At 64.5% G+C, this 24,014-nt stretch carries 26 protein-coding genes; 11 read left to right on the forward strand and 15 right to left on the reverse strand.

Annotation, left to right across the window (positions count from 1 at the left end):
• Position 1 precedes the first annotated feature (1 nt).
• From G6P99_RS41120 to G6P99_RS41145, 6 genes are all read right to left on the reverse strand, one after another.
• Positions 2-841 carry an ATP-binding cassette domain-containing protein gene (locus tag G6P99_RS41120; RefSeq protein ID WP_029079143.1) on the reverse strand — a complete coding sequence of 280 codons (840 nt, stop codon included), beginning with the start codon at positions 839-841 and terminating at the stop codon, positions 2-4.
• An 8-nt stretch (positions 842-849) separates the two neighbouring features.
• Positions 850-1,596, reverse strand: a complete 747-nt coding sequence (ssuC, locus tag G6P99_RS41125) for an aliphatic sulfonate ABC transporter permease SsuC (RefSeq protein WP_051346088.1) — start codon at positions 1,594-1,596, stop codon at positions 850-852.
• A gap of 158 nt (positions 1,597-1,754) precedes the next feature.
• Positions 1,755-2,936, reverse strand: a complete 1,182-nt coding sequence (ssuD, locus tag G6P99_RS41130; RefSeq protein ID WP_029079144.1) for an FMNH2-dependent alkanesulfonate monooxygenase — start codon at positions 2,934-2,936, stop codon at positions 1,755-1,757.
• The gene (locus G6P99_RS41135) at positions 2,918-3,871 is read right to left on the reverse strand and encodes a sulfonate ABC transporter substrate-binding protein (protein ID WP_029079145.1); all 954 of its coding nucleotides are present in this window, start codon (positions 3,869-3,871) and stop codon (positions 2,918-2,920) included. The genes ssuD and G6P99_RS41135 overlap by 19 nt, the downstream gene beginning before the upstream one ends.
• Before the next feature lie 36 nt (positions 3,872-3,907).
• Entirely contained in the window at positions 3,908-4,858 is a 951-nt protein-coding gene (locus tag G6P99_RS41140; RefSeq protein ID WP_029079146.1) for a sulfonate ABC transporter substrate-binding protein, read from the reverse strand.
• Between the two features lie 216 nt (positions 4,859-5,074).
• Complete coding sequence (locus G6P99_RS41145; protein WP_029079147.1) at positions 5,075-6,280, reverse strand: LLM class flavin-dependent oxidoreductase; 1,206 nt, start codon at positions 6,278-6,280, stop codon at positions 5,075-5,077.
• A 219-nt stretch (positions 6,281-6,499) separates the two neighbouring features.
• On the opposite strand from G6P99_RS41145, the gene G6P99_RS41150 reads away from it, so the two are divergent.
• The 6 genes from G6P99_RS41150 to G6P99_RS41175 all read left to right on the forward strand — a co-directional run bounded on the left by G6P99_RS41150 (position 6,500) and on the right by G6P99_RS41175 (position 10,503).
• On the forward strand, positions 6,500-7,609 hold the full coding sequence (locus tag G6P99_RS41150; RefSeq protein WP_029079148.1) for an ATP-dependent DNA helicase: 1,110 nt from the start codon (positions 6,500-6,502) through the stop codon (positions 7,607-7,609).
• A 314-nt stretch (positions 7,610-7,923) separates the two neighbouring features.
• A complete protein-coding gene (msrA, locus tag G6P99_RS41155; RefSeq protein ID WP_165126252.1) occupies positions 7,924-8,640 on the forward strand; it encodes a peptide-methionine (S)-S-oxide reductase MsrA in 717 nt (238 codons plus the stop codon).
• Between the two features lie 21 nt (positions 8,641-8,661).
• Positions 8,662-9,075 carry a peptide-methionine (R)-S-oxide reductase MsrB gene (gene msrB / locus G6P99_RS41160; protein WP_029079150.1) on the forward strand — a complete coding sequence of 138 codons (414 nt, stop codon included), beginning with the start codon at positions 8,662-8,664 and terminating at the stop codon, positions 9,073-9,075.
• Positions 9,076-9,310: 235 nt separating this feature from the next.
• Complete coding sequence (locus tag G6P99_RS41165) at positions 9,311-9,688, forward strand: hypothetical protein (protein ID WP_035976387.1); 378 nt, start codon at positions 9,311-9,313, stop codon at positions 9,686-9,688.
• 138 nt (positions 9,689-9,826) lie between these two features.
• A complete protein-coding gene (locus G6P99_RS41170; RefSeq protein WP_016844323.1) occupies positions 9,827-9,991 on the forward strand; it encodes a DUF3309 family protein in 165 nt (54 codons plus the stop codon).
• A 221-nt stretch (positions 9,992-10,212) separates the two neighbouring features.
• Positions 10,213-10,503, forward strand: a complete 291-nt coding sequence (locus G6P99_RS41175; protein WP_029079152.1) for a hypothetical protein — start codon at positions 10,213-10,215, stop codon at positions 10,501-10,503.
• A gap of 67 nt (positions 10,504-10,570) precedes the next feature.
• Here the strand turns inward: G6P99_RS41175 and G6P99_RS41180 are convergent, their stop codons facing one another.
• The 6 genes from G6P99_RS41180 to G6P99_RS41205 form a co-directional block, all read right to left on the reverse strand.
• Positions 10,571-11,107 (reverse strand): DUF4112 domain-containing protein, encoded by a 537-nt coding sequence (locus G6P99_RS41180; protein ID WP_029079153.1) that lies wholly within the window; start codon positions 11,105-11,107, stop codon positions 10,571-10,573.
• 132 nt (positions 11,108-11,239) lie between these two features.
• On the reverse strand, positions 11,240-11,608 hold the full coding sequence (locus tag G6P99_RS41185) for a Crp/Fnr family transcriptional regulator (protein ID WP_051346070.1): 369 nt from the start codon (positions 11,606-11,608) through the stop codon (positions 11,240-11,242).
• Between the two features lie 63 nt (positions 11,609-11,671).
• Positions 11,672-13,294 (reverse strand): inorganic phosphate transporter, encoded by a 1,623-nt coding sequence (locus tag G6P99_RS41190; RefSeq protein WP_029079155.1) that lies wholly within the window; start codon positions 13,292-13,294, stop codon positions 11,672-11,674.
• A gap of 289 nt (positions 13,295-13,583) precedes the next feature.
• Positions 13,584-14,024: a DUF5413 family protein gene (locus G6P99_RS41195; protein WP_029079156.1), complete on the reverse strand. Its 441-nt coding sequence runs from the start codon at positions 14,022-14,024 to the stop codon at positions 13,584-13,586.
• A 204-nt stretch (positions 14,025-14,228) separates the two neighbouring features.
• Positions 14,229-15,806: a hypothetical protein gene (locus G6P99_RS41200; protein ID WP_029079157.1), complete on the reverse strand. Its 1,578-nt coding sequence runs from the start codon at positions 15,804-15,806 to the stop codon at positions 14,229-14,231.
• Positions 15,807-15,841: 35 nt separating this feature from the next.
• Positions 15,842-17,134 (reverse strand): adenylosuccinate synthase, encoded by a 1,293-nt coding sequence (locus tag G6P99_RS41205; RefSeq protein WP_029079158.1) that lies wholly within the window; start codon positions 17,132-17,134, stop codon positions 15,842-15,844.
• Positions 17,135-17,481: 347 nt separating this feature from the next.
• Between G6P99_RS41205 and ybaK the strand changes: the two genes are divergently transcribed.
• Entirely contained in the window at positions 17,482-17,964 is a 483-nt protein-coding gene (gene ybaK / locus G6P99_RS41210) for a Cys-tRNA(Pro) deacylase (RefSeq protein ID WP_029079159.1), read from the forward strand.
• Positions 17,965-18,052: 88 nt separating this feature from the next.
• Here the strand turns inward: ybaK and G6P99_RS41215 are convergent, their stop codons facing one another.
• From G6P99_RS41215 to G6P99_RS41225, 3 genes are read right to left on the reverse strand one after another with little or no spacing between them, the layout of a single operon-like run.
• Positions 18,053-18,271, reverse strand: a complete 219-nt coding sequence (locus G6P99_RS41215; protein WP_029079160.1) for a hypothetical protein — start codon at positions 18,269-18,271, stop codon at positions 18,053-18,055.
• A gap of 38 nt (positions 18,272-18,309) precedes the next feature.
• Positions 18,310-19,674 carry a cytochrome P450 gene (locus tag G6P99_RS41220; protein ID WP_245284559.1) on the reverse strand — a complete coding sequence of 455 codons (1,365 nt, stop codon included), beginning with the start codon at positions 19,672-19,674 and terminating at the stop codon, positions 18,310-18,312.
• The gene (locus G6P99_RS41225) at positions 19,634-20,290 is read right to left on the reverse strand and encodes an acyl-homoserine-lactone synthase (protein WP_165126255.1); all 657 of its coding nucleotides are present in this window, start codon (positions 20,288-20,290) and stop codon (positions 19,634-19,636) included. The genes G6P99_RS41220 and G6P99_RS41225 overlap by 41 nt, the downstream gene beginning before the upstream one ends.
• 79 nt (positions 20,291-20,369) lie before the next feature.
• Here G6P99_RS41225 and G6P99_RS41230 point away from each other — a divergent pair, with 79 nt between their 5' ends.
• From G6P99_RS41230 to G6P99_RS41245, 4 genes are all read left to right on the forward strand, one after another.
• Positions 20,370-21,143 carry a helix-turn-helix transcriptional regulator gene (locus tag G6P99_RS41230; RefSeq protein WP_029079163.1) on the forward strand — a complete coding sequence of 258 codons (774 nt, stop codon included), beginning with the start codon at positions 20,370-20,372 and terminating at the stop codon, positions 21,141-21,143.
• Positions 21,144-21,541: 398 nt separating this feature from the next.
• Positions 21,542-21,931, forward strand: a complete 390-nt coding sequence (locus tag G6P99_RS41235; protein ID WP_029079164.1) for a hypothetical protein — start codon at positions 21,542-21,544, stop codon at positions 21,929-21,931.
• A gap of 203 nt (positions 21,932-22,134) precedes the next feature.
• Positions 22,135-23,055, forward strand: a complete 921-nt coding sequence (locus tag G6P99_RS41240) for a DMT family transporter (RefSeq protein ID WP_029079165.1) — start codon at positions 22,135-22,137, stop codon at positions 23,053-23,055.
• Positions 23,056-23,149: 94 nt separating this feature from the next.
• Positions 23,150-23,959 (forward strand): MlaD family protein, encoded by an 810-nt coding sequence (locus G6P99_RS41245; protein WP_165126258.1) that lies wholly within the window; start codon positions 23,150-23,152, stop codon positions 23,957-23,959.
• The last annotated feature ends 55 nt before the right edge of the window (positions 23,960-24,014 follow it).

The following is a 24,014-nucleotide window of genomic DNA, read 5'->3' on the forward strand; positions in this document are numbered from 1 at the left end:
CTCACAGGGTGTCTTCGCTGCCTTCGAGCAGGTGCTTCAGGATCTCGCCCTCCAGCGCGGCGAGTTCGGCCGAGCCGCGCCGGCGCGGCCGCGGCAGGTCGATCGTGACGTCCTGCGCGATGCGGCCGTCCTCGATGACAAGCACGCGGTCGGCGAGCGCGACCGCCTCGGCGACGTCATGCGTCACCAGGATCGCGGTAAAACCCTGGTCGCGCCAGACGCGTTCCAGCAATTGCTGCATCGAGATCCGGGTCAGCGCGTCGAGCGCGCCGAGTGGCTCGTCGAACGCCAAGACGCGCGGCTGGCTGACCAGCGCGCGCGCCAGCGCCACGCGCTGCTTCTGGCCGCCCGAGAGCACCGACGGCCACTGCCCGCGCTTGTCGTCGAGGCCGACCTCGACCAGCGCGTGCTCGGCACGTGCCTGCGCGTCGGCGGAGGAACGCTCCCGTCCCAGACCCACCTCGACATTGGAGAGCACCCGCGCCCAGGGCAGCAGGCGCGGCTCCTGGAACATGACGCGGACATCCTGCGCCCGGGGCTGTTCGCCAAAGGCGATGCCGCCCGCCGTCGGCGCGTCGAGGCCGGCGATCAGGCGCAGCAGCGTGCTCTTGCCACAGCCGCTGCGGCCGACGATCGCGACGAACTGGCCGGCCGGGATGTGCAGGTCGATGCCGCGCAACACCTCATTGTCGCCGAACGCCTTGCGCAGGCCGCGAATGGTCAGCGACAGGCCACGGGTCGCACCTTCCGATCCGCGCCGCAGCTGCCGTGCCTGCACGACGATATCGGCGCGGTCGACCGGCTCGGCGTCGACGGGCTGGAAACGAAGCGCTTCTTGCATTCTCATTCTCACTTCTTCTGGAAGGCGGGGTGCCACGACAAGGTCAGCCGCTCCAGCGCCCGCGAGGCGCTGTCGGCGAGCTTGCCGAGCAAGGCGTAGATCAGGATCGAGAGCACGACGACGTCGATCAGCATGAACTCGCGCGCCTGCATCGCCATGTAGCCTAGGCCGGACGAGGCCGCGATGGTCTCGGCGACGATCAGGGTCAACCACATGATGCCGAGCGCGAAGCGCAGGCCGACGAAGATCGAGGGCAGCGCGCCAGGGAAGATCACCCGGCGGAACAGCTCGCCGTCGCTCATGCCGTAGATGCGGCCCATCTCGATCAGCTGCGGGTCGACGGTGCGGATGCCGTGCAGCGTGTTGAGATAGATCGGGAAGAACACGCCGAGCGCGACCAGGAACAGTTTTGCCGACTCGTCGATGCCGAACCACAGGATGACCAGCGGAATCAGCGCCAGATGCGGGATGTTGCGCACCATCTGCAGCGTGGTGTCGGTGAGCTTCGCCGACAGCTGCGACAGCCCATTGGCGAGCCCGAAGGCGAAGCCGATGCTGCCGCCGATCACAAATCCGATCGAGGCGCGCCAGAAGCTGACCCAGATGTTGCGGATCAGCTCACCTGACAGCAGCAGCTTCCAGCCCGCCAGTGCGACGTCGGACGGCGCCGGCAGCACGCGCGAGGGAACGAAACCGGTGACGCAGGCCAGCTGCCAGACCAGGATGATGGCGAGCGGCACGATCCAGGGGATCAGGCCGTCGACCTTGGGGAGTTTGGGTGCGCTGGAGCTGTTTCCGTTCCGATGGGATCGGAACGGAGCTCCAGATTTTTGTTTTGACGCGTTTTCTTCACGCGAACCGGCATCCACTTCGCTCGAAAACGCTTTGCGGCGCGGAAGACTGTCGATGAGACTCATGATTGCGATGCCTGCTTCTGCGGACGGTAGTCGTTGCCGATGGTCTCGCCGAACGGCCCGGTGTTGACGCGGATCGGCGTCACATTGCCGGGTTGCGCCAGCGACAGCAGCGGGAACACCAGCTCGGCGAAGCGATAGGCTTCCTCGAGATGCGGGTAGCCCGACATGATGAAGGTATCGACGCCGATGTCCTGATACTCCTTGATGCGCGCGGCGACCGTCTGCGGATCGCCGACCAGCGCGGTGCCGGCCCCGCCGCGCACCAGGCCGACGCCGGCCCAGAGGTTCGGGCTGATCTCGAGCTGGTCGCGCCGGCCGCCATGCAGCTGCGCCATGCGCTGCTGGCCGACCGAGTCCATCCGCTCAAAGATCTTCTGGGCGGCCGCCACCGTGTCGTCGGTGACGTACTGGATCAGCTCGTCGGCGGCGCGCCACGCCTCCGCATTGGTCTCGCGCACGATCACATGCAGGCGGATACCGAATGAGAGCTCGCGGCCGCGCTGCGCGGCCACCGCCTTCACCTTGGCGATCTTCTCGGCGACCTGCGCCGGCGGCTCGCCCCAGGTCAAATATTTGTCGACGGTGTCGACCGCGACGTCGATGCCGGCGTCCGACGAGCCGCCGAAATACAGCGGCGGCCGCGGCGATTGCACCGGATTGAACAGCAGGCGGCCGTCCTCGATCCTGATGTGCTTGCCCTCGACATTGACCGTCTTGCCCGCGAGCAGATCGCCGTAGACGTTGAGAAACTCGCGCGTCACCGCGTAGCGCTCGTCGTGGTCGAGGAAGATGCCGTCGCCCTTGCTCTCGATCGGATCGCCGCCGGTGACGACATTGATCAGGAGACGGCCGTTCGACAGCCGGTCCAGCGTCGCGGTCATGCGGGCGGCGACGCTCGGCGATTGCAGGCCGGGCCGGACCGCCACCAGATAACGCAACCGCTCGGTCCAGGGCGCGACGGCTGACGCCACCACCCAGGAGTCTTCGCAGCTCCGCCCCGTCGGCAGCAGCACGCCGTAATAGCCGAGTTGGTCCGCGGCCTGCGCGATCTGGCGCAGATAGTTGAAGTTCACCTCGCGGCCGCCGATCGCCGTGCCGAGGTAGCGGCTGTCGCCGTGGGTCGGCAGGAACCAGAGGATATTGGCGTTGGTTGCGGTGCTCACGTGCCCGGTCTCCATGCGACGTCGGAAATCTTGATTTGCTTCGGGATCAGGGCGAGCGCGAAGAACGCGTCGGCGACCTGCTGCTGATCCGCGACCACGCTGTCGGTGACCGGCTTGATGCCGTAGGACTGCCGCTTCAGCGCGACCTCCACCACCGGCACCGACAGGCCGATGCTCGGCGCCAGCTGTTCGGCAACGGCGTGGATATCGCCCTTGGCCCAGTCATCGACCTCGCTGAGCTGCGCCAGCACCAGCTCGACGATCTTCGGGTCGCTGTGCAGGAACTGCTTCGAGGCAAAGTAGAACTGATAGTTCGCGACGACGCCGGTGCCGTCGGCCAACGTGCGGGCGCCGGTCGCAGCCTCTGCCGCAGCCTGGAACGGATCCCAGATCACCCAGGCATCGACCGCGCCGCGCTCGAACGCCGCGCGCGCATCGGCGGGCGCGAGATAGGCGACCTCGACGTCGGAATATTTTACGCCGGCTTTCTCCAGCGCCTTCACCAGCAGATAGTGGACGTTGGAGCCCTTGTTCAGCGCGACCTTCTTGCCCTTCAGCTCCGCGACCGATTTGATCGGGCTGTCCTTCGGCACCAGAATCGCCTCGCCCTTCGGCGCCGGTGGCTCATAGGCGACGTACCGGATCGGTGCGCCTGCGGCCTGCGCGAAGATCGGCGGCGCCTCGCCGGTGTTGCCGAAATCGATCGCACCGACATTGAGCGCTTCCAGCAGCGGCGGACCCGACGGAAACTCGGTCCAGACGACCTTGTAGCCGACCGATTTCAGCTTCTCCTCGAGCGAGCCCTTGCTCTTCAACAGCACCAGCTTGCCGTATTTCTGGAAGCCGATGCGGACGACCTTGTCCTGGCCGTAGGAAACGCCGACGCTGGCTGCGACGATGCCGACCGACAGCACTGCGCGAGCAATCCAGCGTCGAAATAAACGCGTCATGGGAATGTCCTCTGCATTGAATTGACCAAGGAGCGATCAGGTCTGGGGATTGCGCCAGACGATGTCGCGGATCGCGATCTGCTTCGGGATCAGGCCGAGCTTGAAGAAGCGGTCGGCGACGCCCTGCTGGGTCACGATGATGTCGTCAGTCACAGGCCCGACCGAGAAGCCGGCTCGCCGCGCCGCGATGGTCTGGATATCGAGCGGCACGCCGGTGACGGCGGCCAGGGATTTCGCGACCTCATCGGGATGCGCCTGCGCCCACGCCGCCGACGACGTCGTGACATCGACGATCTGCTGCAGGACGGCGCCGTGATTTCGGGCGAAGTCGCGGTTGGCGATGTAGAACGAGTTGGTCTTGGTGATGTCGCGAGTCTTGACCAGAATGCGACCGTGCTGCTTGGTCTCGGCGATCGCGAAATACGGATCCCAGATCGCCCAGGCATCGATGCCGCCATTGGCAAAAGCCGGGCCGGCGTCGGGGGGCGTCAGATAGACCGGCGTGATATCGCCATAGGTCAGCCCGGCTTTCTCCAGCGTCTGAATCACGACGTTATGCGCGCTGGATCCCTTGGTGAAGCCGACGCGCTTGCCCTTGAGATCGGCGATGCCTGTGATTGCCGAATTCTGCGGCACCAGGATGCCTGAACCATTGATGATCGGCTGGGCCGCGGCATAGACGATGGCCGCGCCCGCGGCCTGGGCGAAGATCGGCGGGGAATCGCCGACGGCGCCGTAATCGACGCTGCCGACATTCATCGCTTCCATCATCGGCGGGCCCGAGGAGAACTCGACCCATTTCACGCTGATGCCCTGCGGCTTGAAATGATTTTCCAGGGCTTCACGCTGGCGCGTGATAACCAGCACGCCGTTCTTCTGGTAGCCGATACGAATTTCCTTCGCGTCCGCCTGGGCCTGCGCACCCCGTGACAGCGCGGCAGCGGCGGCTGTGACGAGCGACAGCTGGAGGAACTCACGACGCTTCATTCCAAAACTCTCCTGACGATCAAGCGCGTTTCTCAACACGCGATCATGCGTTGTCAGGATGATGGGGCGCGCGAATGAAGCTGTCGAGCACCGCACAAAAATAGCGATGCCAGCACTTCGGTGCAGGCATCGCGCGAGTCGTTTCTTTTAAGGCGCGGATCGCGCGTAGCGAATTATTTTCCTCACGAGATCGCGAGGTCGCTGCACAACAATCGATCAGCCCGCGGCGGCGGTTTTCGGCGCGACATTGACCGCGAGTTTACCGTAGCGATCCGAGAACGCCTGTGTGTCGATCTCCTCGAGCTGGATCGCACCACTCAACACGCCCTTCTTCCAGGCATCGTGCTCCGGATCGTGCTGGAACTCCGGCATCACTTCCTTGCCGAAAAGCTCGAGCGACTCGCAAATGTGCTCATGGGTGTTCTTGCCGGCCTGGTTGAGCAGGATCACCTGGTCGATATGCGACGCGCGGAAGCGCCGCAGCTTCTTGGCGATCGTCTCCGGCGAGCCGATCAGGCCGCCGCGCAGCGCAGCCTCCTGCGCCTCCGGATTCTCGCGCTTCCACTTGTTGTACTCGTCCCACATGTTGACGGTGCCGGGCGCCGGCCGCTGCCGGTTCTGCGCCTGGCCGTAATAGCGCAGCGCGAACTGGAAGAAGGTCGCGCCATCGGCACGCTTGCGTGCTTCCTCGTCGGTCTCGGCGCACATGAAGAACGAGACCAGCGCCATGTTCGGATTGATCTCGTAGTCGGCGAGCTTCTTCAGCCGCTTGGTGATCGCGTTGTAATAGGCATGCACCCAGGCATGCGCCGCCTCGGCGCTGACGAACTGGAAGCCGAGCGCGCCAAATCCGTTCTGCCCGGCGCGCTCGATGGTCGGCAATTGCGAGCAGGCCATCCAGAGCGGCGGATGCGGCTTCTGCACCGGCTTCGGCACGACGTTGCGCAAGGGGATGTCGAAATATTTGCCGTGATGCTCGGTGCCGATCTTGGTGAACATCGGGAAGATCGCACTGACCGCCTCCTCGAACACCTCGCGCTTGGTCTCCATGTCGCGGCCGAACGGCGTCAGCTCGGTGATCGAGGCGCTCTCGCCCATGCCGAACTCGCAACGGCCGTTGGAGAGCAGATCGAGCACCGCAACCCGCTCGGCGACGCGGGCGGGATGATTGGTGGTGAGCTGGAAGATGCCGTGGCCGAGCCGGATATTCCTGGTGCGCTGGCTTGCGGCGGCGAGGAAGGATTCCGGTGCCGGCGAATGCGAATATTCCTCGAGGAAGTGATGCTCCACGACCCAGGCATAGTCGTAGCCGAGCCGGTCGGCGGTCTCGAGCTGCGTCAGCGCGTTCTGGTAGAGGCGGAGTTCGTCTCCGTCGTTCCACGGGCGCGGCAGTTGCAGCTCGTAAAAGATGCCGAATTTCATGGCGTCACTCCCAAGGTCGCGCTCCCGACCACTTATTGTGGTCCCGACCGCTTGTTGTTTTCGGTCAGTCTAGTGGCGGCGCGACCCAAGTCCAGCCTCGGGGGCGAAACTCCAATTCCGTGCAGCGGGAGATAGCTTGATCGGACCGCATGAATGTTTAGCTTGTGCTGGCACGAGTCGCGGCGCTATCGGTCGCGCGCTCATTCCTCCGAAAGCCACATGACCACCTTCACGCCGCATCAGGACTCCGCGCTGAAAGCAGTTGCCGACTGGCTCAAAGCCAAGCCCGGCAAGGGCGCCACGCCGCCGGTGTTCCGGCTGTTCGGCTATGCCGGAACCGGAAAGACCACGCTTGCCCGCCACATCGCCGAAGGCGTCGACGGCGAGGTGAAGTTCGCGGCTTTCACCGGCAAGGCGGCGCTGGTGATGCGCAACAAGGGCTGCGACAGCGCCTCCACGATCCATTCCCTGATGTACCGCGCCCGCGAATCCGGCGTCGAGCAGCCGAGCTTCGAGCTGTGGGACGACGCGCCGGCATCGAAGGCCAAGCTGATCGTGATCGACGAATGCTCGATGGTCGATGCCGAGCTCGGCCGCGACTTGATGTCGTTCGACTGCCCGCTGCTGGTGCTCGGCGATCCCGCGCAATTGCCGCCGATCCAGGGCGGCGGCTTCTTCACCGATGCCGAGCCGGACGCGATGCTGACCGAGGTGCACCGCCAGGCCCAGGACGATCCGATCGTGCGGATGTCGATGGATATCCGCGAGGGCCGCGAGCTCGAGATCGGCCGCCACGGCGAAAGCGAGGTGGTGTCGCGCAAGGAGCTCGATCCGGACCGCGTGATGCGCGCCGACCAGGTGCTGGTCGGCCGCAACAACACCCGCCGCGCCTACAACATGCGGGTGCGGCAGCGGCAAAATATCGAGGATCCGCTCCCCGTCGCCGGCGACAAGCTGGTCTGCCTGCGCAACAACCGCAAGAAGGGCCTGTTCAATGGCGGGCTATGGCGGGTCAAGGCGCGGGCGCAGTCGAAATCCAAGATCATCACCATGCGCGTGATGCCGGATGAGGATTTCGGCTACAAGGTCACCAAAGTCTCGGTGCGCGGCGAATGCTTCGACGGCGGCGTCGAGGGCGTTCCGTGGGAGCAGCGCAAGCCCTATGACGAGTTCGACTACGGCTATGTGCTGACCGTGCACAAGTCGCAGGGCTCGCAATGGGACGATGTCGTGCTGTTCGACGAGAGCTTTGCGTTCCAGGATTCGCGCGCGAGGTGGCTGTATACGGGCATCACGCGGGCCGCGAAGCGGCTGAGCATTGTGGTGTGACGCCCGATCCACCGTCATTGCGAGCGGAGCGAAGCATCCATCGTTCCGCTTGTTGAGACATGGATTGCTTCGTCGCTATCGCTCCTCGCAATAACGAGATGACGATTTCGCCGCGACGAAGTAGAAGTCCTCGTGGGGCGGCCGCCCGCCTAAGGTCTTGCCCGAGCGTGATTTTGCTCACGAAACCGTGTGGCCGGCGGCGTAACAAAACGCGCTTTGACCCGTATTTTAAAGCGTCGGAGCGGCTCGGCCCGATTTGCGAATGCCGGCTGCCGCTCTAGACTGGCCCCCAATTGCGATCCCACGAGGAACCCATGCCCAAAAGCTCCCTCAGCCGCCTCTCGGTTTGCGCCGCCGCGATCGGCGCGCTGGCCGTCGCCGCTTTTGCCGTTGCGCCCTCGCTTGCCGCCGAGGACGCCGTGATCATCCCGCCGCCCCCAGCAAGCGCGCCCGAGGCCGGCATCAAGACCGCGGTGCTCGCCGGCGGCTGCTTCTGGGGTGTGCAGGGCGTGTTCCAGCACACCGCCGGCATCGTCAGCGCGGTGTCCGGCTACTCCGGCGGCAGCAAGGCGAATGCGGACTACGAGAAGGTCTCGACCGGCACGACCGGCCACGCGGAATCGGTCGAGATCAAATACGACCCGCAGAAGATCTCCTACGGCAAGATCCTGCAGATCTTCTTCTCGGTCGTGCACGACCCGACCCAGCTGAACCGGCAGGGCCCCGATTCCGGCACGCAATATCGCTCGGCGATCTTCACCACCAGCGACGAGCAGAAGCAGGTCGCGGACGCCTATATCGCCCAGCTCAACGCGGCCAAGGTCTACAAGAAGCCGATCGTCACCAAGGTCGGCGCGCTGGAGGCGTTCTATCCGGCGGAAGGCTACCACCAGGACTATCTGACGCTGCACCCGAGCCAACCCTATATTGCCTATAACGACATCCCGAAGGTCGAGAACCTGAAGAAGATCTTCGCGGAGAACTACATCGAGAAGCCGACGCTGGTGAGCAGCACGAAGGCCACCAACTGAGCATCTCGCAAAGGAGGTTGAATGTCCGACACCAAAACCGACGGCAAGGTTCACAAGAGCGAGGCCGAGTGGCGCAAGGAATTGACGCCGATGCAGTACGCCGTGCTGCGGGAAAAGGCGACCGAGCGCCCCTTCACCGGCGAATACGAGCATGATCCCCGCAAGGGCACCTATGTCTGCGCCGGCTGCGGGCAGACGCTGTTCGAATCCGACCAGAAGTTCGACTCCGGCTGCGGCTGGCCGAGCTTCTCCAAGCCGGCGATCGAGAGCCATGTCGACGAGGAGCACGATGTCAGCCACGGCATGATCCGCACCGAGGTGCTGTGCGCGAAATGCGACGGCCATCTCGGCCATGTCTTCAACGACGGCCCCGGCCCGACCGGCCTGCGCTACTGCATCAACTCGGCGGCGCTGAAGCTGAACGAGAAGAAGTAACGCGGCAGTCACTACCGCTCGTCATGCGCGGGCTCGACCCGCGCATCCATCAAGGAATGAGTCTTTCATCACGATGGATTGCCGGGTCAAGCCCGGCAATGACGGCAGTGGGGTTTGGCAAATATCCTGCTCCCAGCGTCGAACAATTTCCCCGCCCCGCGCGACCAAGAACCGGTCGCGCGGGGTTTGTTTTGGCCGCAGCGGCCTTGGCGCGCCTGAACACAAGGAAATTTTGATGTCACGGATTCCAGGAAAGCTTTTGTTGGGTCTCGGTCTTGCCGGCCTGATCATGGGGAGCACTTTGAGCATGCCAGCGTTCGCCGCCGACAAGATCTCGCTGTTCAAGGTCATCACCTCCAAGGACGAAATCGTCATCGGCCTCACGGATGCCGACCTCGCGCAGGTCGAGGGCCAGAATGCCGGCGGCATCGCCAAGATGCTGGTCGCCAAGGGCTCGATGAGCGTCTGGCAATACGCCGTGCACAAGTCGGCCGCCGGCGATCTCGAACAGGCGCCGCTGCACAAGATCGGCCTGATCGCCAGCGACTCGCTGCGGGTCGAGCCCTATCCGACCCCGCTGAAGGTGCTGCCGATCGACGAAAGCAAGAAGTAGTCGCCCCGGCGCCCCGACAACATCCTTGTGATCGGCGGGGCGCCTTAACGACTCGCGGGCCGGAATGTGCTTTGCTCCGAATTCGCGGGGCCGTCGGCGTCTCGCCGTGCGGCTGCCGCCTATTCTGAGGAGGGCGCCATGTCGCTCGGACTGATCCTCATCATCCTCCTGCTGATTATCCTCCTAGGCGGCTATAGCGGCCGGATCCGCGGCTATGGCTATGGCCTCGGCCACTCCGGAATGGGCCTTTTCGGGGTGATTTTGATCGTGGTCGCGATCCTGGCCTGGCTCGACAAGATATGAGAGCCTTAAGGCTCTGAAATAAAAAGGATTATTCGGCACGACCGCGTGCTATGCGCGGATTCAGCATGTGCCTTGCCGGGGCCGCTTCTGGGGTCGCATTTTTGTCAAAGAGGCCTATATTAGGGGTCGAAATGACACGTACGGCGCGCCGCCGATGGTAGGCCGCCGTCCCCAAAATCCCTTTCGCCGCATCGCGCCAAGAACACAAGAGGTCGTCGACCATGCGTCCCCTGCGTCCGTTCAACTACAACACGTCTGCCGAGCTGTTTCCTGCCGCCATCCGCAAGAAGAAGCGGGCTGGTTTCGCCTATCGCCGTTTCGGCACTGCCGCCGAAGCCGTGCGCTTTGCGATGGAAGAGCTGCCGGCGGATTCGCTGAACGGCGCCTATCTGCAGGTCGAGGAAGCCCGTTTCGACCAGAACGGCATCCGCTCTCTCTATGAGAGCGAAGGCTTCCCGCTGCCGCGTCGTCCGCGCCCCGCCGCCAGCCAGACCGACGCCGACGCCGCGTAACCTTTCCGCTCCTCCTAAAACGAAAAGCCCTCGGACCGATCCGGGGGCTTTTGTTTTGGTGAGTTCGTTAGAGCCGCGGCTGCTTGTCGAGCCAGCGCCGCAGCATCCGCACATTGCGCATGTTGGCGCGGAACATGACGTCGAACGCATCGCCCGCCACCGGCACCATGCCGATCACGCCGTCGACCGCGACATTGGCGAGCATCCGCGCCGTGATGTGCCAGGGCGCGCCCAGCAAGCGGGCTTCGCGCACCAGCCACAGCGAGATCGCGGTGGTAATGATATCGCCGACCACGGGGATCAGGCCGATCAGCCCGTCGATGCCGTAGCGGACATTGGTGCCCGGCACGATGAAGGCGACGTCGAGCAGCTTTGCGATCATCTCCAGCCGCGCCAGCCGCTCTTCGCGCGTCAGATTGCCGAACGGATTGGCGCTGGCGTTGCGGAAGTCGAACTGGAAACCCTCGAACTGCGGATGCAGCGCTGCGTCTGAGAATTCGCGTCCGTCCTGGTCGATGACCTTGCCGCGCGCCTGCGCCCCGCCGAAAGGCGGCCGCGATCGCGCAGCGTGGGGCATGAAAATGTCGTCCTCGGGCATGGCCATCACATGGTAACGCAGGCAGGCGGTTCAAGTTGCGTCACATTACCACTGTGTCACGTTTGAGGCTCCGTCACGGCCGCATCAAGCACCGCGCGCCGAAGCGGCGGCGGAAGCAGCGGTTTTCGCTCGCCGCGTTTAGTCGACGACCTTGTTCATGGTTCTGAGTCGGTGGGCCAGCGTCCTCATCACCTTCAGGGCAAAATGCGGCGTCTGGCTGACGAGGAAGAGAAACTGCTTTTCCGAGACCGGGACGAGTTCGACATCGGTGAGAGCTGTGGCGGACGCGCTCCTTGGCTCGTTGTCGATCAATGCCATTTCGCCAAAGATCGTGTCAGCCGCCAGGTCCGCCACGGTCTTGTTGCCGACCTGAATGCGCACGTAGCCGCTCTTGATCACGAAGAGCTCGTTGGCTTGCTCGCCCTCGCGAAAAATGATGCCACCGGCCCGGACCAGCCGCGTTTCGATACTGTTGCCCGTCAGAAGGCTAAAGCTTGCATCTACCACTCTTGAACCCTTTCCCCGAAGCCGGACGCAGGTCTCATACGTCCCGGCCGTCTGCGGCTCCGGCTAAAACAAATGCGCGAAAACAAAGTACAGAAGGCCCGAGATCAGCATCGCCATCGGCAAGGTCAGAACCCAGGCCATGGCGATATTGCGGATTGTCGACCATTGCAGCCCGGACCCGTTCGCAGTCATGGTGCCTGCGATACCGGACGACAGCACATGGGTCGTCGACACCGGCAAGCCGTATCCGTCCGCAGCGGCGATGGTCGCAGCCGCGGTGATCTCGGCGCAGGCACCCTGCGCATAGGTCAGGTGGGTCTTGCCGATCTTTTCACCCACGGTCACGACAATCCGTTTCCAGCCAACCATCGTGCCGAGGCCGAGCGCGATGGCGACCGCAATCTTCACCCAGGACGGAATGAATTTGGTGGCGGCATCCAGCGAGCCCTTGTAGCGATTGAGCGTCGCGACGTCGGCATCGCTCAGCCCGCTGTCGCTGCTTTTCATGAGCAAGCGAAGCGCCTCCGATACCAGATACATATCGTTGCGCGTGTTGCCGACGGTCTCGGCCGGGAATTTTGCCAGCGAACCGTGCTGAACGACCTGGTCGCTGATTTCGCGGACGAGAACGGCAAGCGCTGGATAGGTATCGTCAGTGAGTTGCCGAAGCGCGATGTAGTTCGTCACGATGGGACGGGGGTCGCCCACAACCTTGCGATCGGCTCCCCTGCTCTCGACGACCTTGCTCGCCGCAGCCGAATTCGCGGTGAATGCTGCTATCTGACCAGCAGGCATCGCGCGGTTGAGTGCGTAAGCGGTTGGGACCACACCGATCAAAATGAGCATGATGAGACCCATGCCTTTTTGACCGTCGTTCGATCCGTGAAAGAAGCTGACCAGGGTACAGGTCAGGATCAGGATGCCTCGAATCCACCACGGCGGTGGCTGCTCGCCTTGCGGCTCGCCGAACAGGGCTGGTGTTGCGCGCAACAGCGCGCTTTTCAGCCCGTAGAGCAGGATGGCAGCAAGCGCAAATCCGAACAGCGGCGACAGCAGCAGCGCCTTGCCGGTATTGGCGGCCTGCGACCAATCCACGCCGGACGTCCCCTCTCTTCCGTGCATTAGGGCGTTCGCGATCCCGACGCCCATGATCGATCCAATCAGGGTGTGCGAACTCGAGGCGGGCAGTCCAAAATACCAAGTACCCACGTTCCAGATGATGGCAGCGATCAGAAGCGCAAACACCATTGCGAAACCGGCGCTGCTGCCAACCTGAAGGATCAATTCGACCGGCAACAAGGAGACGATGCCGAAAGCAACGGCACCACTGGATAGGAGGACGCCGATCAGGTTGAAGAAGCCTGACCAGACAACGGCAATGTGGGCCGGCATCGAACGCGTGTAGATCACGGTTGCGACGGCGTTCGCCGTGTCGTGAAAGCCGTTGACGAATTCGAAACCGAGCGCGATCAGCAACGCGACGAAGAGCAGCAGGAACGCGAGATAGGAGGTCTTGCCGGCCCCTGTGGCACCAACGTCGGCGTAAATGCTGTAGGCCACGAAAAGAAGCGCGGCCCCGATCACTCCCAGATAGATAATGCCGGTGAGGGGATGAAAGCCCTTCTCGAGATCGGGCCCGCCACGCCGCGCAGGCTCGATCGAACCAGGTAACGCTAGATCGCTCATCGATCGCCCCTCACAGCCGCGGGAGGACAAAAGCGGCCATGTGACATTGGGACTACGTTTACATGACGCCCATGTGACAGTTGCGTGAAGGAGGGCTCGGCCGGCTTGCGGCCAGCGTCTAATCTATTGATAAGACTACCGTAATGTCGCGATTGCTGCGCGCCACGCGTTATGCTGAGCTTCCGATTGCGATCCGCTCATTCGCGGTTGGGTCGCAGTCGATGACGCCGAAGCTGGCGACTTCCGCTATTCCCTTGGAAGCTGTCGATCGTGAGTACGACGACTTGCCCTAGTGTTGGGCCGACACCGACGGCGTCACCGGCTGGTAGAGCTCTTCGGCATATTTGTGCGCCAGCCAGGACGTGATCACGCACGGGATGAAGCCGACCAGCCCGTAGAGGATGAACTGCACCGGACCGCTTTCGGAGCCGTGCGAGGCATACATCAGCGCCGCGCCGACGAACGCCACGAGGCCGACGATCAGCATACGCACCGTTGGCGCGATCCGCTTCACATGCATCAGGATGTCGTCGATCGCGGCGAACATCAGCGACGGCACGATGCCGAACAGATAATTGTATTGCAGCGACTTCACGAACACGACGAGCAGCTTCGCCACCTCGCCGCCATTGGTCTCGGTCCAGTAGCCGGACTGATAGGTGGTCATCAGCAGCAGCAGGAAGCCTGCGATGAACGGCCCGATGGCTGCGAAGATCAGATAGCGTTTCATGGCGTGCCCTTGCCCGACGTCAGGCGAGTGTAACGCAGTCGCGCGACGGAGCTAGAGAAAATCGAAAACGCCCGGCAATGTTCCGGCGCTCTGCACGTCGAATGCGCTGCAACAGGCGGCCGCCGCGATGTCGCTGCGATACGGAATCGCCCGGACGGAGCCGGGCGATGAGGTCGTGAGGCACCGAGGCGAGCGCTAAGGCCGCTACTCGCCCCACGCCGCGAAGGCGTCGTTGAAGGCCCGCTCGCCGGGGGCGCCCTTTTCGATGGCGATGATGGCGCGGCGCTGGTTGGTGTAGACCAGCGGCACGTCGAACCACGAGCGCTCCTTCAGCAGCTGCAGATTGCGCGAGCGGTCGGCGTCGACATTGGAGAGGCCGACCAGGAAGAAGCCGTCGGTGACCTTGACCGCGAGCCCGGCCAGCGGCGTGCCGCGCGCCTGCTCGTTGGACTTCATCAGGATGCCCGGCACGTTGCCGACGCCGCCATTGGCGAAGTCCTGCGGCAGGATGAAGGTCAATTCCGCGGTGTGGCTCGCCGGCAGCGACGAATCGGTGTTGCGACGGAACGACATCGTCATCTTGAACTTGCGGTCGGGGATGTCGATGTCAGCGCGCACGGCGATGTCGGGCTTCTGGTTGCCGGAGCCCTTGATCTGCTCGGTGCGCCAGACCACCGAGCCGACATATTGCTTGCCCTTCGGATCCGACGGGTCCTCGTCATAGAGCACCACGCGCTGCGCCACCGGAGCGACCGGCTCGCCCGACGACGAGGGCTGCCCGACGCGGTCGGTGATCTTCTTGCTCGCAGGCGTCGCGGCGGCATCCTTCGGCGCCTCGACGGGCGCGGAGGACTTGAACAGGCTGCTGACGAAGGTGGTGACCTGCTGCCGCAACAGGATGCCGGTGCCGACCAGGATCAGCAGAATGCCGATCGCGATCGCGGTCTTGAACGGGAACATCGACCGGACGCGCGGCGGCTTGCTCGGCTCGCGCTCGCCATTGCCGATGCGCGACCGTTGCGGCGGCGGCGCCTGCGGCGGCTGCGGGGTGTAACGCTCCGCCTCCTCGACCGACTCCTCATAGGAATACGGCGCGTCGGGATCGGCGCCGCGGTTCTCCAGGCTCGGCTCGACCCGGTCGAATTCCGGCGAGGGCGACGGCACGTTGGCGTAGGTCTTGCGCGCGTTGCGGCTGGCCTGCGCCGCGGCGCGGCCGAGATCGTCGGCGTCGGCGGTGATGTCGCGGAAGCCGCGCACACCCGGCGCGGCCGGCGGCGCCGGAGGCTGCGCACCTTCCGGACCGCGGCGCGGCTGACCCGGCCGGGCCTGTGGCGGCTGGGTATCGAGGCCTGGCGGGACGTTCGGGGGAATCTGCGGGTTCTGCGGCCGCGGCGAGGCCGGCGCCGCATCGGGACGCAAATTGCGCGGCGGGCGGGGTTCGGCCGGCGGCCGCGGGCGCGCGGCAGCGTCGGCGGAATTGGCCTCGGGCGGCCGGGGATTCGCGCGGCGCAGCGTATCGCTGCTGCGGGCGGCACCGCCGCCACCGGGGCGGGAGGCCTCACGGGCGCGCTGCGCGGCCTCGGATTCGACCTTGCGAACCGCCTCTTCCAGCGACAGCCGTTCGCGGGTGATCTCGGACTCCGAGAGCGGCGGCTGCACGCCACGGAGTTGCTGGATCAACGCCGTCCGCGCCCGCGCGTACAGCGCGCGGCGGGCTTCGCCGGGAGCGTTGGGGTCCAGTCCGGCGATGGCACGGGCGATCAGCGGGTAGTAGTCAGCCATTTCCACACAATTGGTGGGATATAGGTAATATCCCGTTAAGCCTCGAACGGATTCTGTACCAGAATAGTATCTTCACGCTCCGGGCTGGTGGACAGCAGGGTGACCGGGCACCCCACCAGCTCCTCGACCCGGCGAACGTATTTGATGGCCTGGGCCGGCAGGTCCGCCCAGGAGCGCGCATTGGCGGTCGGCTGCTTCCAGCCCTCGATGATCTCGTAGATCGGCTCGACCCGGGCCTGCGCGCCCTCGCCTGCCGGCAGATGGTCGATTTCCCTGCCGTCGAGCTTGTAGCCGATGCAGACCTTGATGCTGTCGAACCCGTCGAGAATATCGAGTTTGGTCAGCGCCAGCCCGGCAATTCCGCAGGTACGGACAGTCTGTCGCACCAGCATGGCGTCGAACCAGCCGACCCGGCGCTTGCGCCCGGTGTTGACGCCGAATTCCTTGCCGCGGCGGCCGATTTCCTCGCCGATCTCGTCGTTCAGCTCGGTCGGGAACGGACCCTGGCCGACGCGGGTGGTGTAGGCCTTGCAGATGCCCAACACATAGCCGACCGCGCCCGGACCCATGCCGGTGCCGGTCGCGGCCTGCGCCGCCACCGTGTTGGACGACGTCACATAGGGATAGGTGCCGTGGTCGACGTCGAGCAGCGCGCCCTGCGCGCCCTCGAACAGGATGCGCTTGCCCTCGCGGCGCTTGAGGTCGAGCAGCCGCCACACCGTCTCGGCATAGGGCAAAAGCTTCGGCGCCATCGCCGTCAGCTCGGCCAGAATGCCCTTGCCGTCGATCTCCTCCAGATTGTGGCCGCGGCGCAGCGCATTGTGATGCGCCAGCAGCCGTTCGATCTTGTGCGGCAGGGTGTCGAGGTCGGCGAGGTCCATCAGGCGGATGGCGCGGCGGCCGACCTTGTCCTCATAGGCCGGGCCGATGCCGCGGCGGGTGGTGCCGATCGAGGTGATGGCGTTGCCGGATTCGCGCAGGGAGTCGAGTTCGCGATGCAGCGGCAGGATCAGCGTGACGTTCTCGGCGATGCGCAGATTGTCCGGCCCGACCGCAACGCCCTGCCCCTTCAGCTTGGCGACCTCGTCGAGAAAGGCCTGCGGGTCGAACACCACGCCATTGCCGATCACCGCCAGCTTGTTCGGGCGCAGCACGCCGGACGGCAGCAGCGCCAGCTTGTAGGTCTCGCCATTGATCACGAGCGTATGGCCGGCATTGTGGCCGCCCTGGAAGCGCACGACGATGTCGGCCTGTTCCGACAGCCAGTCGACGATCTTGCCCTTCCCTTCGTCACCCCATTGGGCGCCGACGACGACAACATTGGCCATTTCGAAGATGTTCCCTTCAGGTGTTTCAGACCATGATCGCGGCGAAAACGCGTCCGCCCACAGCGATCCTGCATGATATGCCCAGCCCAAATCACGGCGCCCGGCCGCGCGCACGCAAGGCGCCTACCGGATAAAGGAAGCGGCCCGGCTTCGCAAGCAAGAAGGGGGTCGTTTATGCCTTTTAGACGAGCGACAACCCTTTGATATCCCCTAAAAATTCCACCCCGTGCGCGGCGGCGGCGCCCTGGCCGGAATTTAATGTTGGCGCGGCCCGGTGCGACCCGATCGGCCGATTGATCGCAGCCGCCATTGCGGCGATCATTCAGCTGGATTAACCGGCAGGGTCCATGCCCAATTCGACACCAGCAACCATGGCGCTGCGGAAGCTAGGCCTTGCCTTCAAGCTCCACACCTATGTCTACGATTCCAGCGCCGAGAGCATCGGGCTGCAGGCGGCGGAGGCGCTCGGCGTCGAGCCGAACCGGATGCTGAAGACGCTGATGGCCGAGGTCGACGGCAAGCCGGTGTGCGCCGTGGTGCCGTCCGACTGCGAGGTCAGCATGAAGAAGCTCGCCGCCGCGCTCGGCGGCAAGTCGGCCAGGATGATGCGCCCGGCCGATGCCGAGCGGCTGACCGGCTACCATGTCGGCGGCATTAGCCCGTTCGGCCAGAAGAAGCGGGTGCCGACCGCGATCGACGAGACCGCCCTCACCCACATCACCGTGTTCGTCAATGGCGGCCAGCGCGGCCTGCAGATCGAGATCGATCCGAACGACGCCGCGCTCGCCGCCGGCGCCACGATGAAGGCGCTGGTGGCGACGCAAGACTAGAGCGGGATGACTTTTCTTCGAAACGTCGTCCCGCCCCATCCCTTTGTTTTGAGCATGATCTTTTTCGCTTGAAAACGCTCTGATGCGATCAATGCGGGGATTTGTCCCTGCCGAACTCGGCGCCAACGAGGTCGGACAGGCCGGACAATTCCTCTGCCGAAATATCGTTGACGTTGAGCCGCAGCTGCATGATCGCGAGGTCGAGCAAATGTGCCGCAAAGCTTGCGCCGGCCGCCCTCACGATGTTGCGCTGCTCGATCAACACCGTGATGACGTCGCGCAAACTGCGCACTTGCACTTGATCCATCGCCCTCTGCCCGATGCTGGCCGTTGTGATGTGTGTTGTCATTGGGATACCGATTGTAGTGTGCTGATGGACGCCGTGGCGGCGGACGGAATGTAGGGCAGGTGCTGAGCTTCCTCGCCCAGGCGCAGGATGCGCGAGGGCACTTCGCGGACTTCGATGTCGATCGTCATGGGCGGCGGAATCAACGTCACCGACGCTTTCGGCCACGGCGCCGGATTTGGCGTGACGGCGGTGAAGCGATAGGCGGCGGCGATCTCGAGCGCGAGCAATTGCAGCTCCAGCATCGCAACCCCCATCCCGGCGCAGGCGCGCGGACCGGCACCGAACGGGATGTAGGCATCGGTGTTGTAGCGCCGCGTCATCAGGAAGCGGTCGGGATCCTCGAAATGCCTGCCATCGCGCTGCAATTGCCAGGGGCAGATCAACAGCGAGGTGCCGACCTTGAGGTCGTGCCCGCCGATCGTCACCGGCTGCATCACCTCACGCGAGAACCACCATGCGCTGGGATAGAGCCGGCAGACCTCCTTGACCAGCGTCGCGCTCAGATTGGCGCGCTTCACTGCGTCTAGTCGCAGTTCGCCGTCGTCGCCAAGGCACTCCGCGGCCTCGTCGGCGATGTCGTCCATCAGCGCGGGATCGGCGGCCATGTGGTAGAACATCCATGCCGCGGTCGAACCTGTGGTGTGATGGCCGGCCAGCAGCAATGTCAGGATCTCGTCCTCGAGATCGCGATCACTCAGACCGAGCGCCTCGAGATCGCGCAGCGCGCTGCTCGAACCCGCCTTGCGGCGCAGCCGCTGCACCACCGTCGACATGGCAAGCTTGGCACAGACCCGGTTCTTGCGGCGGCGGTACCAAGCCACCGGACCGAACGGCAAGGCGCGGAACATCTCCTCCGCCAGATCGTCCTCGATCGCGCCGACGGCCTGAACCAGGGCTTCCTCGTCGCCAGACGACATCACCTGGGAGCCGAAGATCGCGACGCAGATCGTCCGCAGCGCCAGCATCGCGGTGACGTGGTGCGGATCGAACGATCCGAGCCGCGCCAGGCTGGCGCCGACCGCACGGATCTCAGCGCACATATGCGGCAGGAATTTCTCGACGCTGCCTTTGGCCATGTGTTTCTGCAGCACCGCCCGCCGCCGTTTGTGCTCCTCGCCGCTAAGCATCAGCGAGCTGCGGCCGAGCACCGGCGTCAGCTTCTTGATCAGCTTGCCCTTTCCGATGTCGGTCTCCGGCGCCTTGAGGATCGGGCGCAGCAGATCGGGATCGTTCACCAGGAAGACCGGCGCAGGACCGAGCCGCAACGGCACCAGCCCCCGCTCTGCCTCGTTACCGCGCGTCAGCAACAGACGCAGCGGATCATGCTGGAATGCTCGAACGTCCGAGAACATGTGAAGCATCGTAGATCTCCAATTGCCGTCCAAGGTCGAGGAATTTGGTCAGGCCGGGATTGTCGGCAAGACCAAGCGGGATTTCTCCGGCGAGCGCCGTCAGCGGGCGGCCCATGCGATCATTGCCGATCACCTGCGGCGGGCCGTAGCGGCGGGTGCGGACGTCCATGCGGGTGAGAAAACGCTCATAGGAGAGGTCGGCCAGCGCCACGAGCGCCTTCGCTCCGCGCAGCTCGGCGAAGCGGAACATCAGCGCGTAGTTCACGCGTGCAGTCTGCGACCTCGCGACACCAGGCAGCACGCCGAAACGGCTGATCTCCCAGGCGTCACGGCGGCTCGGAAAGCGGCGCACCGCAAGCTGCGGGAACACCGACTTGGTGAGATAGGGATAATCGGTGCGAACCGCCCGGAAGCCGCCGACGAGCTCGACGCCGGAGAACAACAGGCAGTGCTCGGTATACCAGCAGTCGAACTGATCGCGTTCGACATCCCCGACCGTGGTCAGAAGCCAGCCGCAATGGTCGACGAACAGCCGCTTGCGCAGCCGCAACATCGCTCCGACATGCGCCGGATCAAGCTCTTCCCTGGTGATGAGTGCATGAAAGCCGTCCAATGAATGCGGCATTATCCTTTCCTCCAAATGCGGAACATCTGGAACAAAAGGGGCCAACTGTGGTACCCCCGGAAACCGGGGGTTTTAGTCAATGGGCCTGGTAGACGCGATTTCGACCATCGAGGCGTCAGATACCATCGACGAGCTCAGCTCGTCATTGCATCGCATTGTCCAGAACTACGGCTTCTCGGGCTTCGCCTTTGTCGATGCCGGCCGGCCCGATCTTGATCTGCCCTACCATATCGGCACATTTCCCGACGCCTGGAAGCGGGCGTATGTGCAGAACGAGTTCGTGCATGCCGATCCGGCGCTGGCGCGCTCGCGACGTACCAACACGCCGTTCAGCTGGAGCAGCCTGAAGCTGCCGGAGCGAAGCGGACACAAGCGGGCGCCCGAGGTCAAGACGATGGATGCCGCCCGGGAGTTCGGATTCAAGGACGGCTTCGTCGTGCCGTTCCACTATCGCGACCGGCTCGGCGCCGTGCATTCGAGCTCGACGGTGTTTTTCTGGCAAGACCAGCCGCGCGATTTCGACAAGCTGTTCGTCTGCCATCGGCATGAACTGCATCTGTTGATGATCTACTGGGTGCAGCGGGCGATGGACATCGTCAACCGCGACCAGCGCAACGCGCCGACCATCCTGCGGCCTGCCGACGCTGCCGAGACGATCAAGCTCACGGCCCGCGAAAAGGAAGTGATGGCGTGGGCGGCGCGCGGCAAGACCGTGGTCGACACCGCGCAGATCCTCGGCATCTCGCCGGAGACCGTGGAGGGCTTCATCAAGCAGGCGCTGCGCAAGCTCCAGGCGTCCAACAAGACACACGGCGTGGCGAAGAGCATCGCGCTCGGGATCATCGACCTGTGAGCGGCGCCGCGCGGCCATCGCAGCGTGCTCAGGGCTGCTGCCGCGCCCACCGCATGGCCCCGCGAACAGCAAACGCGGCATTATGTGGCAAGGTCACCTATCCGGGTTGGGTTCGTCACACGCATCGCCCCCTGATTGCATTCGCGGACGGTCTTGATAAAAAAGCGAAGGTCGGATGATGCGGATGCGAGCATCTCGGGCCATGGGGTGCGCGGGCCGCGCGATTGGGCGGCTGGAGTCCAGGTACGGATCGTCCTGCGCGTCGCCCGGTTCGGTGGGACCATTTGTCTATCCGAATGATCCGCCGGAGTCCCATTGCGGCGCGCTGGTCATTTGCCGGCAGCCTTCGTCGACAAATTGCGGTCCACGGTCATTGCCGGAGATGGTCTGAACGCACCATGAGCACATCGCAGGACGACCAGATCGACCAACTGGTGCAGGCGCGCTGGCGCGAGATCGGGCTGTCGCAGGCCGATCTCGCCGAGATCCTGTGCGCGGGCGCCTCGCTGCAAAAGAACGGCGTGAGCGGTACGGTGAAGATCGATACCGGCCGTCTGGCGACCGTCGCCGAGATGCTCGGGATCGCCGCCGACATCCTCAACCGGCGGAGCGCAACCACCGCGCCGACACAGGGCGGCGGCCACACCGCGGAATCGCTGCAATCGCTGCTCGAACTGCGCATGCTGCGGGTGTTCCGCGAGGTGCAGGATCCCGACACCAAGCGGATCCTGATCGAGCTCGCCGAGCAGATCGTCAAGCGCCAGACCACGCCGCCGCAAACCAGTTAGAGGCTCATCCCGGCCCGCAAAGCGCCGTAGTAGCGGAAGCGCCGTCGCCCGCCGCGAAAGGGGCCTTCGCGCATGGTCGCGATGCGTCCATCCCCATTGAAGGATCGGCGGAATCCGTGTCTGTGACAGGGGCCGGGGAGATCCATACCGGCCCGGCGATGCCAGCCGGGCAGGCCGCGGCGTCGTGAACCCGGGCCTGTCGCATGTCTGCCTCCGATTCCACCACCACGCCTGCGTCCGGTTCCTGGATCGCCAACCAGCCGTATCTTTTGCTCTGCATCACCGCGATGTGCTGGGCCGGCAATGCCATCGTCGGCCGGCTCGCCGCCGGCCACATTCCGCCGGTGACGCTGTCGTTCCTGCGCTGGTCGGCGGCGTTCCTGATCATCCTGCCGTTCGCCTGGAAGCACCTCGCCCGCGACTGGCCCGCGATCCGCAAGAATCTCGGCATCATGATGCTGCTGTCGATCACCGGCATCAGCGCCTTCAACACGCTGCAATACTGGGCGCTCGAGCACACCCAGGCGCTCAACACGCTGCTGCTGCAATCGGCGGCGCCGCTGGTGGTCGCACTGTGGTCGCTGATCCTGCTCGGCACACGGCTGACGCTGGCGCAGTTGCTTGGCGTCTCGCTGTCGCTGTGCGGCGTGCTGGTGATCCTGCTGCATGGCGACCTCACCACGCTGTCGAAGATCGACTTCAACAAGGGCGACCTGATCTTCACCGTCGCGCTGGTGATCTTCGCGCTGTATTCGGTGCTGACCTTGAAGCGGCCCAACATCCACGGCCTGTCGGTCGCGGCCTTCACCTTCGGCTGCGGCGCGCTGTTCCTGGTCCCGTTCTTCATCTGGGAACTCGGCGCGCGCCCGGTGATGCAGCTCACGACCAACAACCTGCTGTCGCTGTTCTATGTCGCGGTGTTCCCCTCGACGCTGGCCTATCTGTGCTTCAACCGCGGGGTGCAGCTGATCGGCGCCAACCGCGCCGCGCCGTTCTTCCATATGGTTCCGGTGTTCGGCACCATTATGTCGATCGTGTTCATCGGCGAGCATCCGCAGGCCTTCCATTTCATCGGCTTCGCGCTGGTCTTGGCCGGCGTCTTCGTGGCGTCGCGGAAGCAGTAGGCCTGATCGGTCCCTGCGCCCCCGAGGTCTGCGGTGACTATCGGCGGCAAATCCGCTATCTCCTAGGGTCTGCTTTGCGGACAGGTCCCAACATATGGCGCGCGCCAGCAATCTCTTGATCGGCACCCTGACGCTGGCCCTGATCGCCGGCTCGCTCGGCGGCTGGCTGGGCTATCAGCGCTATGCCGGCATCAAGCGCATGGTGCCGTTCCGCGTCGTGTTCGAGGGCTCGGCGTCGGGCCTGCGCCGCGGCGCCAGCGTCAATTTCGCCGGCGTGCGGATCGGCGAGGTGGTCTCGATCAGGCTCGACCGCCACCGTGTGGTGGCGATGACGCGGATCGAGGGCAACGCTCCGATCAAGAAGGACACCCAGGTCGGCCTCGAATTCCAGGGCCTGACCGGGATCGCCTCGATCTCCTTCAGCGGCGGCACCGACGACGCCGCGGCGCCGCCGGTCGGCGCCGATGGCATTCCGGAGCTGACCGCCGACGCCGAAGGCACGATGGGCATCCAAGAGAAGCTGCGCGTCGCGCTGCGCAATGTCGACCGCGTCATCACCGAGAACGAGGCCGACATCAAGGACTCGCTGCTCGGGCTCGAGAACTTCACCAATTCGCTGTCGGGCAATGGCGAGCTGATCGCCGCCTTCATCGACGCCGCCGACGCCGGCGTCAGCGCGGTCGACGACAAGATGACCTCGGCCGGCAAGTTCCTGAAGAGTTTCGGCAGCGACAAATATGGCGGCGATCTGCTGCCGACCGTGATCTCGCTGCGCGAGCTGATCCAGAGCTTTGACAAGAAATCCGGCGCCGTGATCGCCGAGACCCGCAAGACACTCATCGACGTCAGCCAGTCCGTCAACAAGTTCAACGAGAAGATTGTCGGTTCAGGGGGCAGGCGCTAACCTGAAGCTCCAACCAAGAACCAAGAACAACGGAAACGCCAGACGTGCACGACCG

Source organism: Bradyrhizobium sp. 6(2017) (assembly GCF_011058295.2).
Classification (GTDB): domain Bacteria; phylum Pseudomonadota; class Alphaproteobacteria; order Rhizobiales; family Xanthobacteraceae; genus Bradyrhizobium; species Bradyrhizobium septentrionale.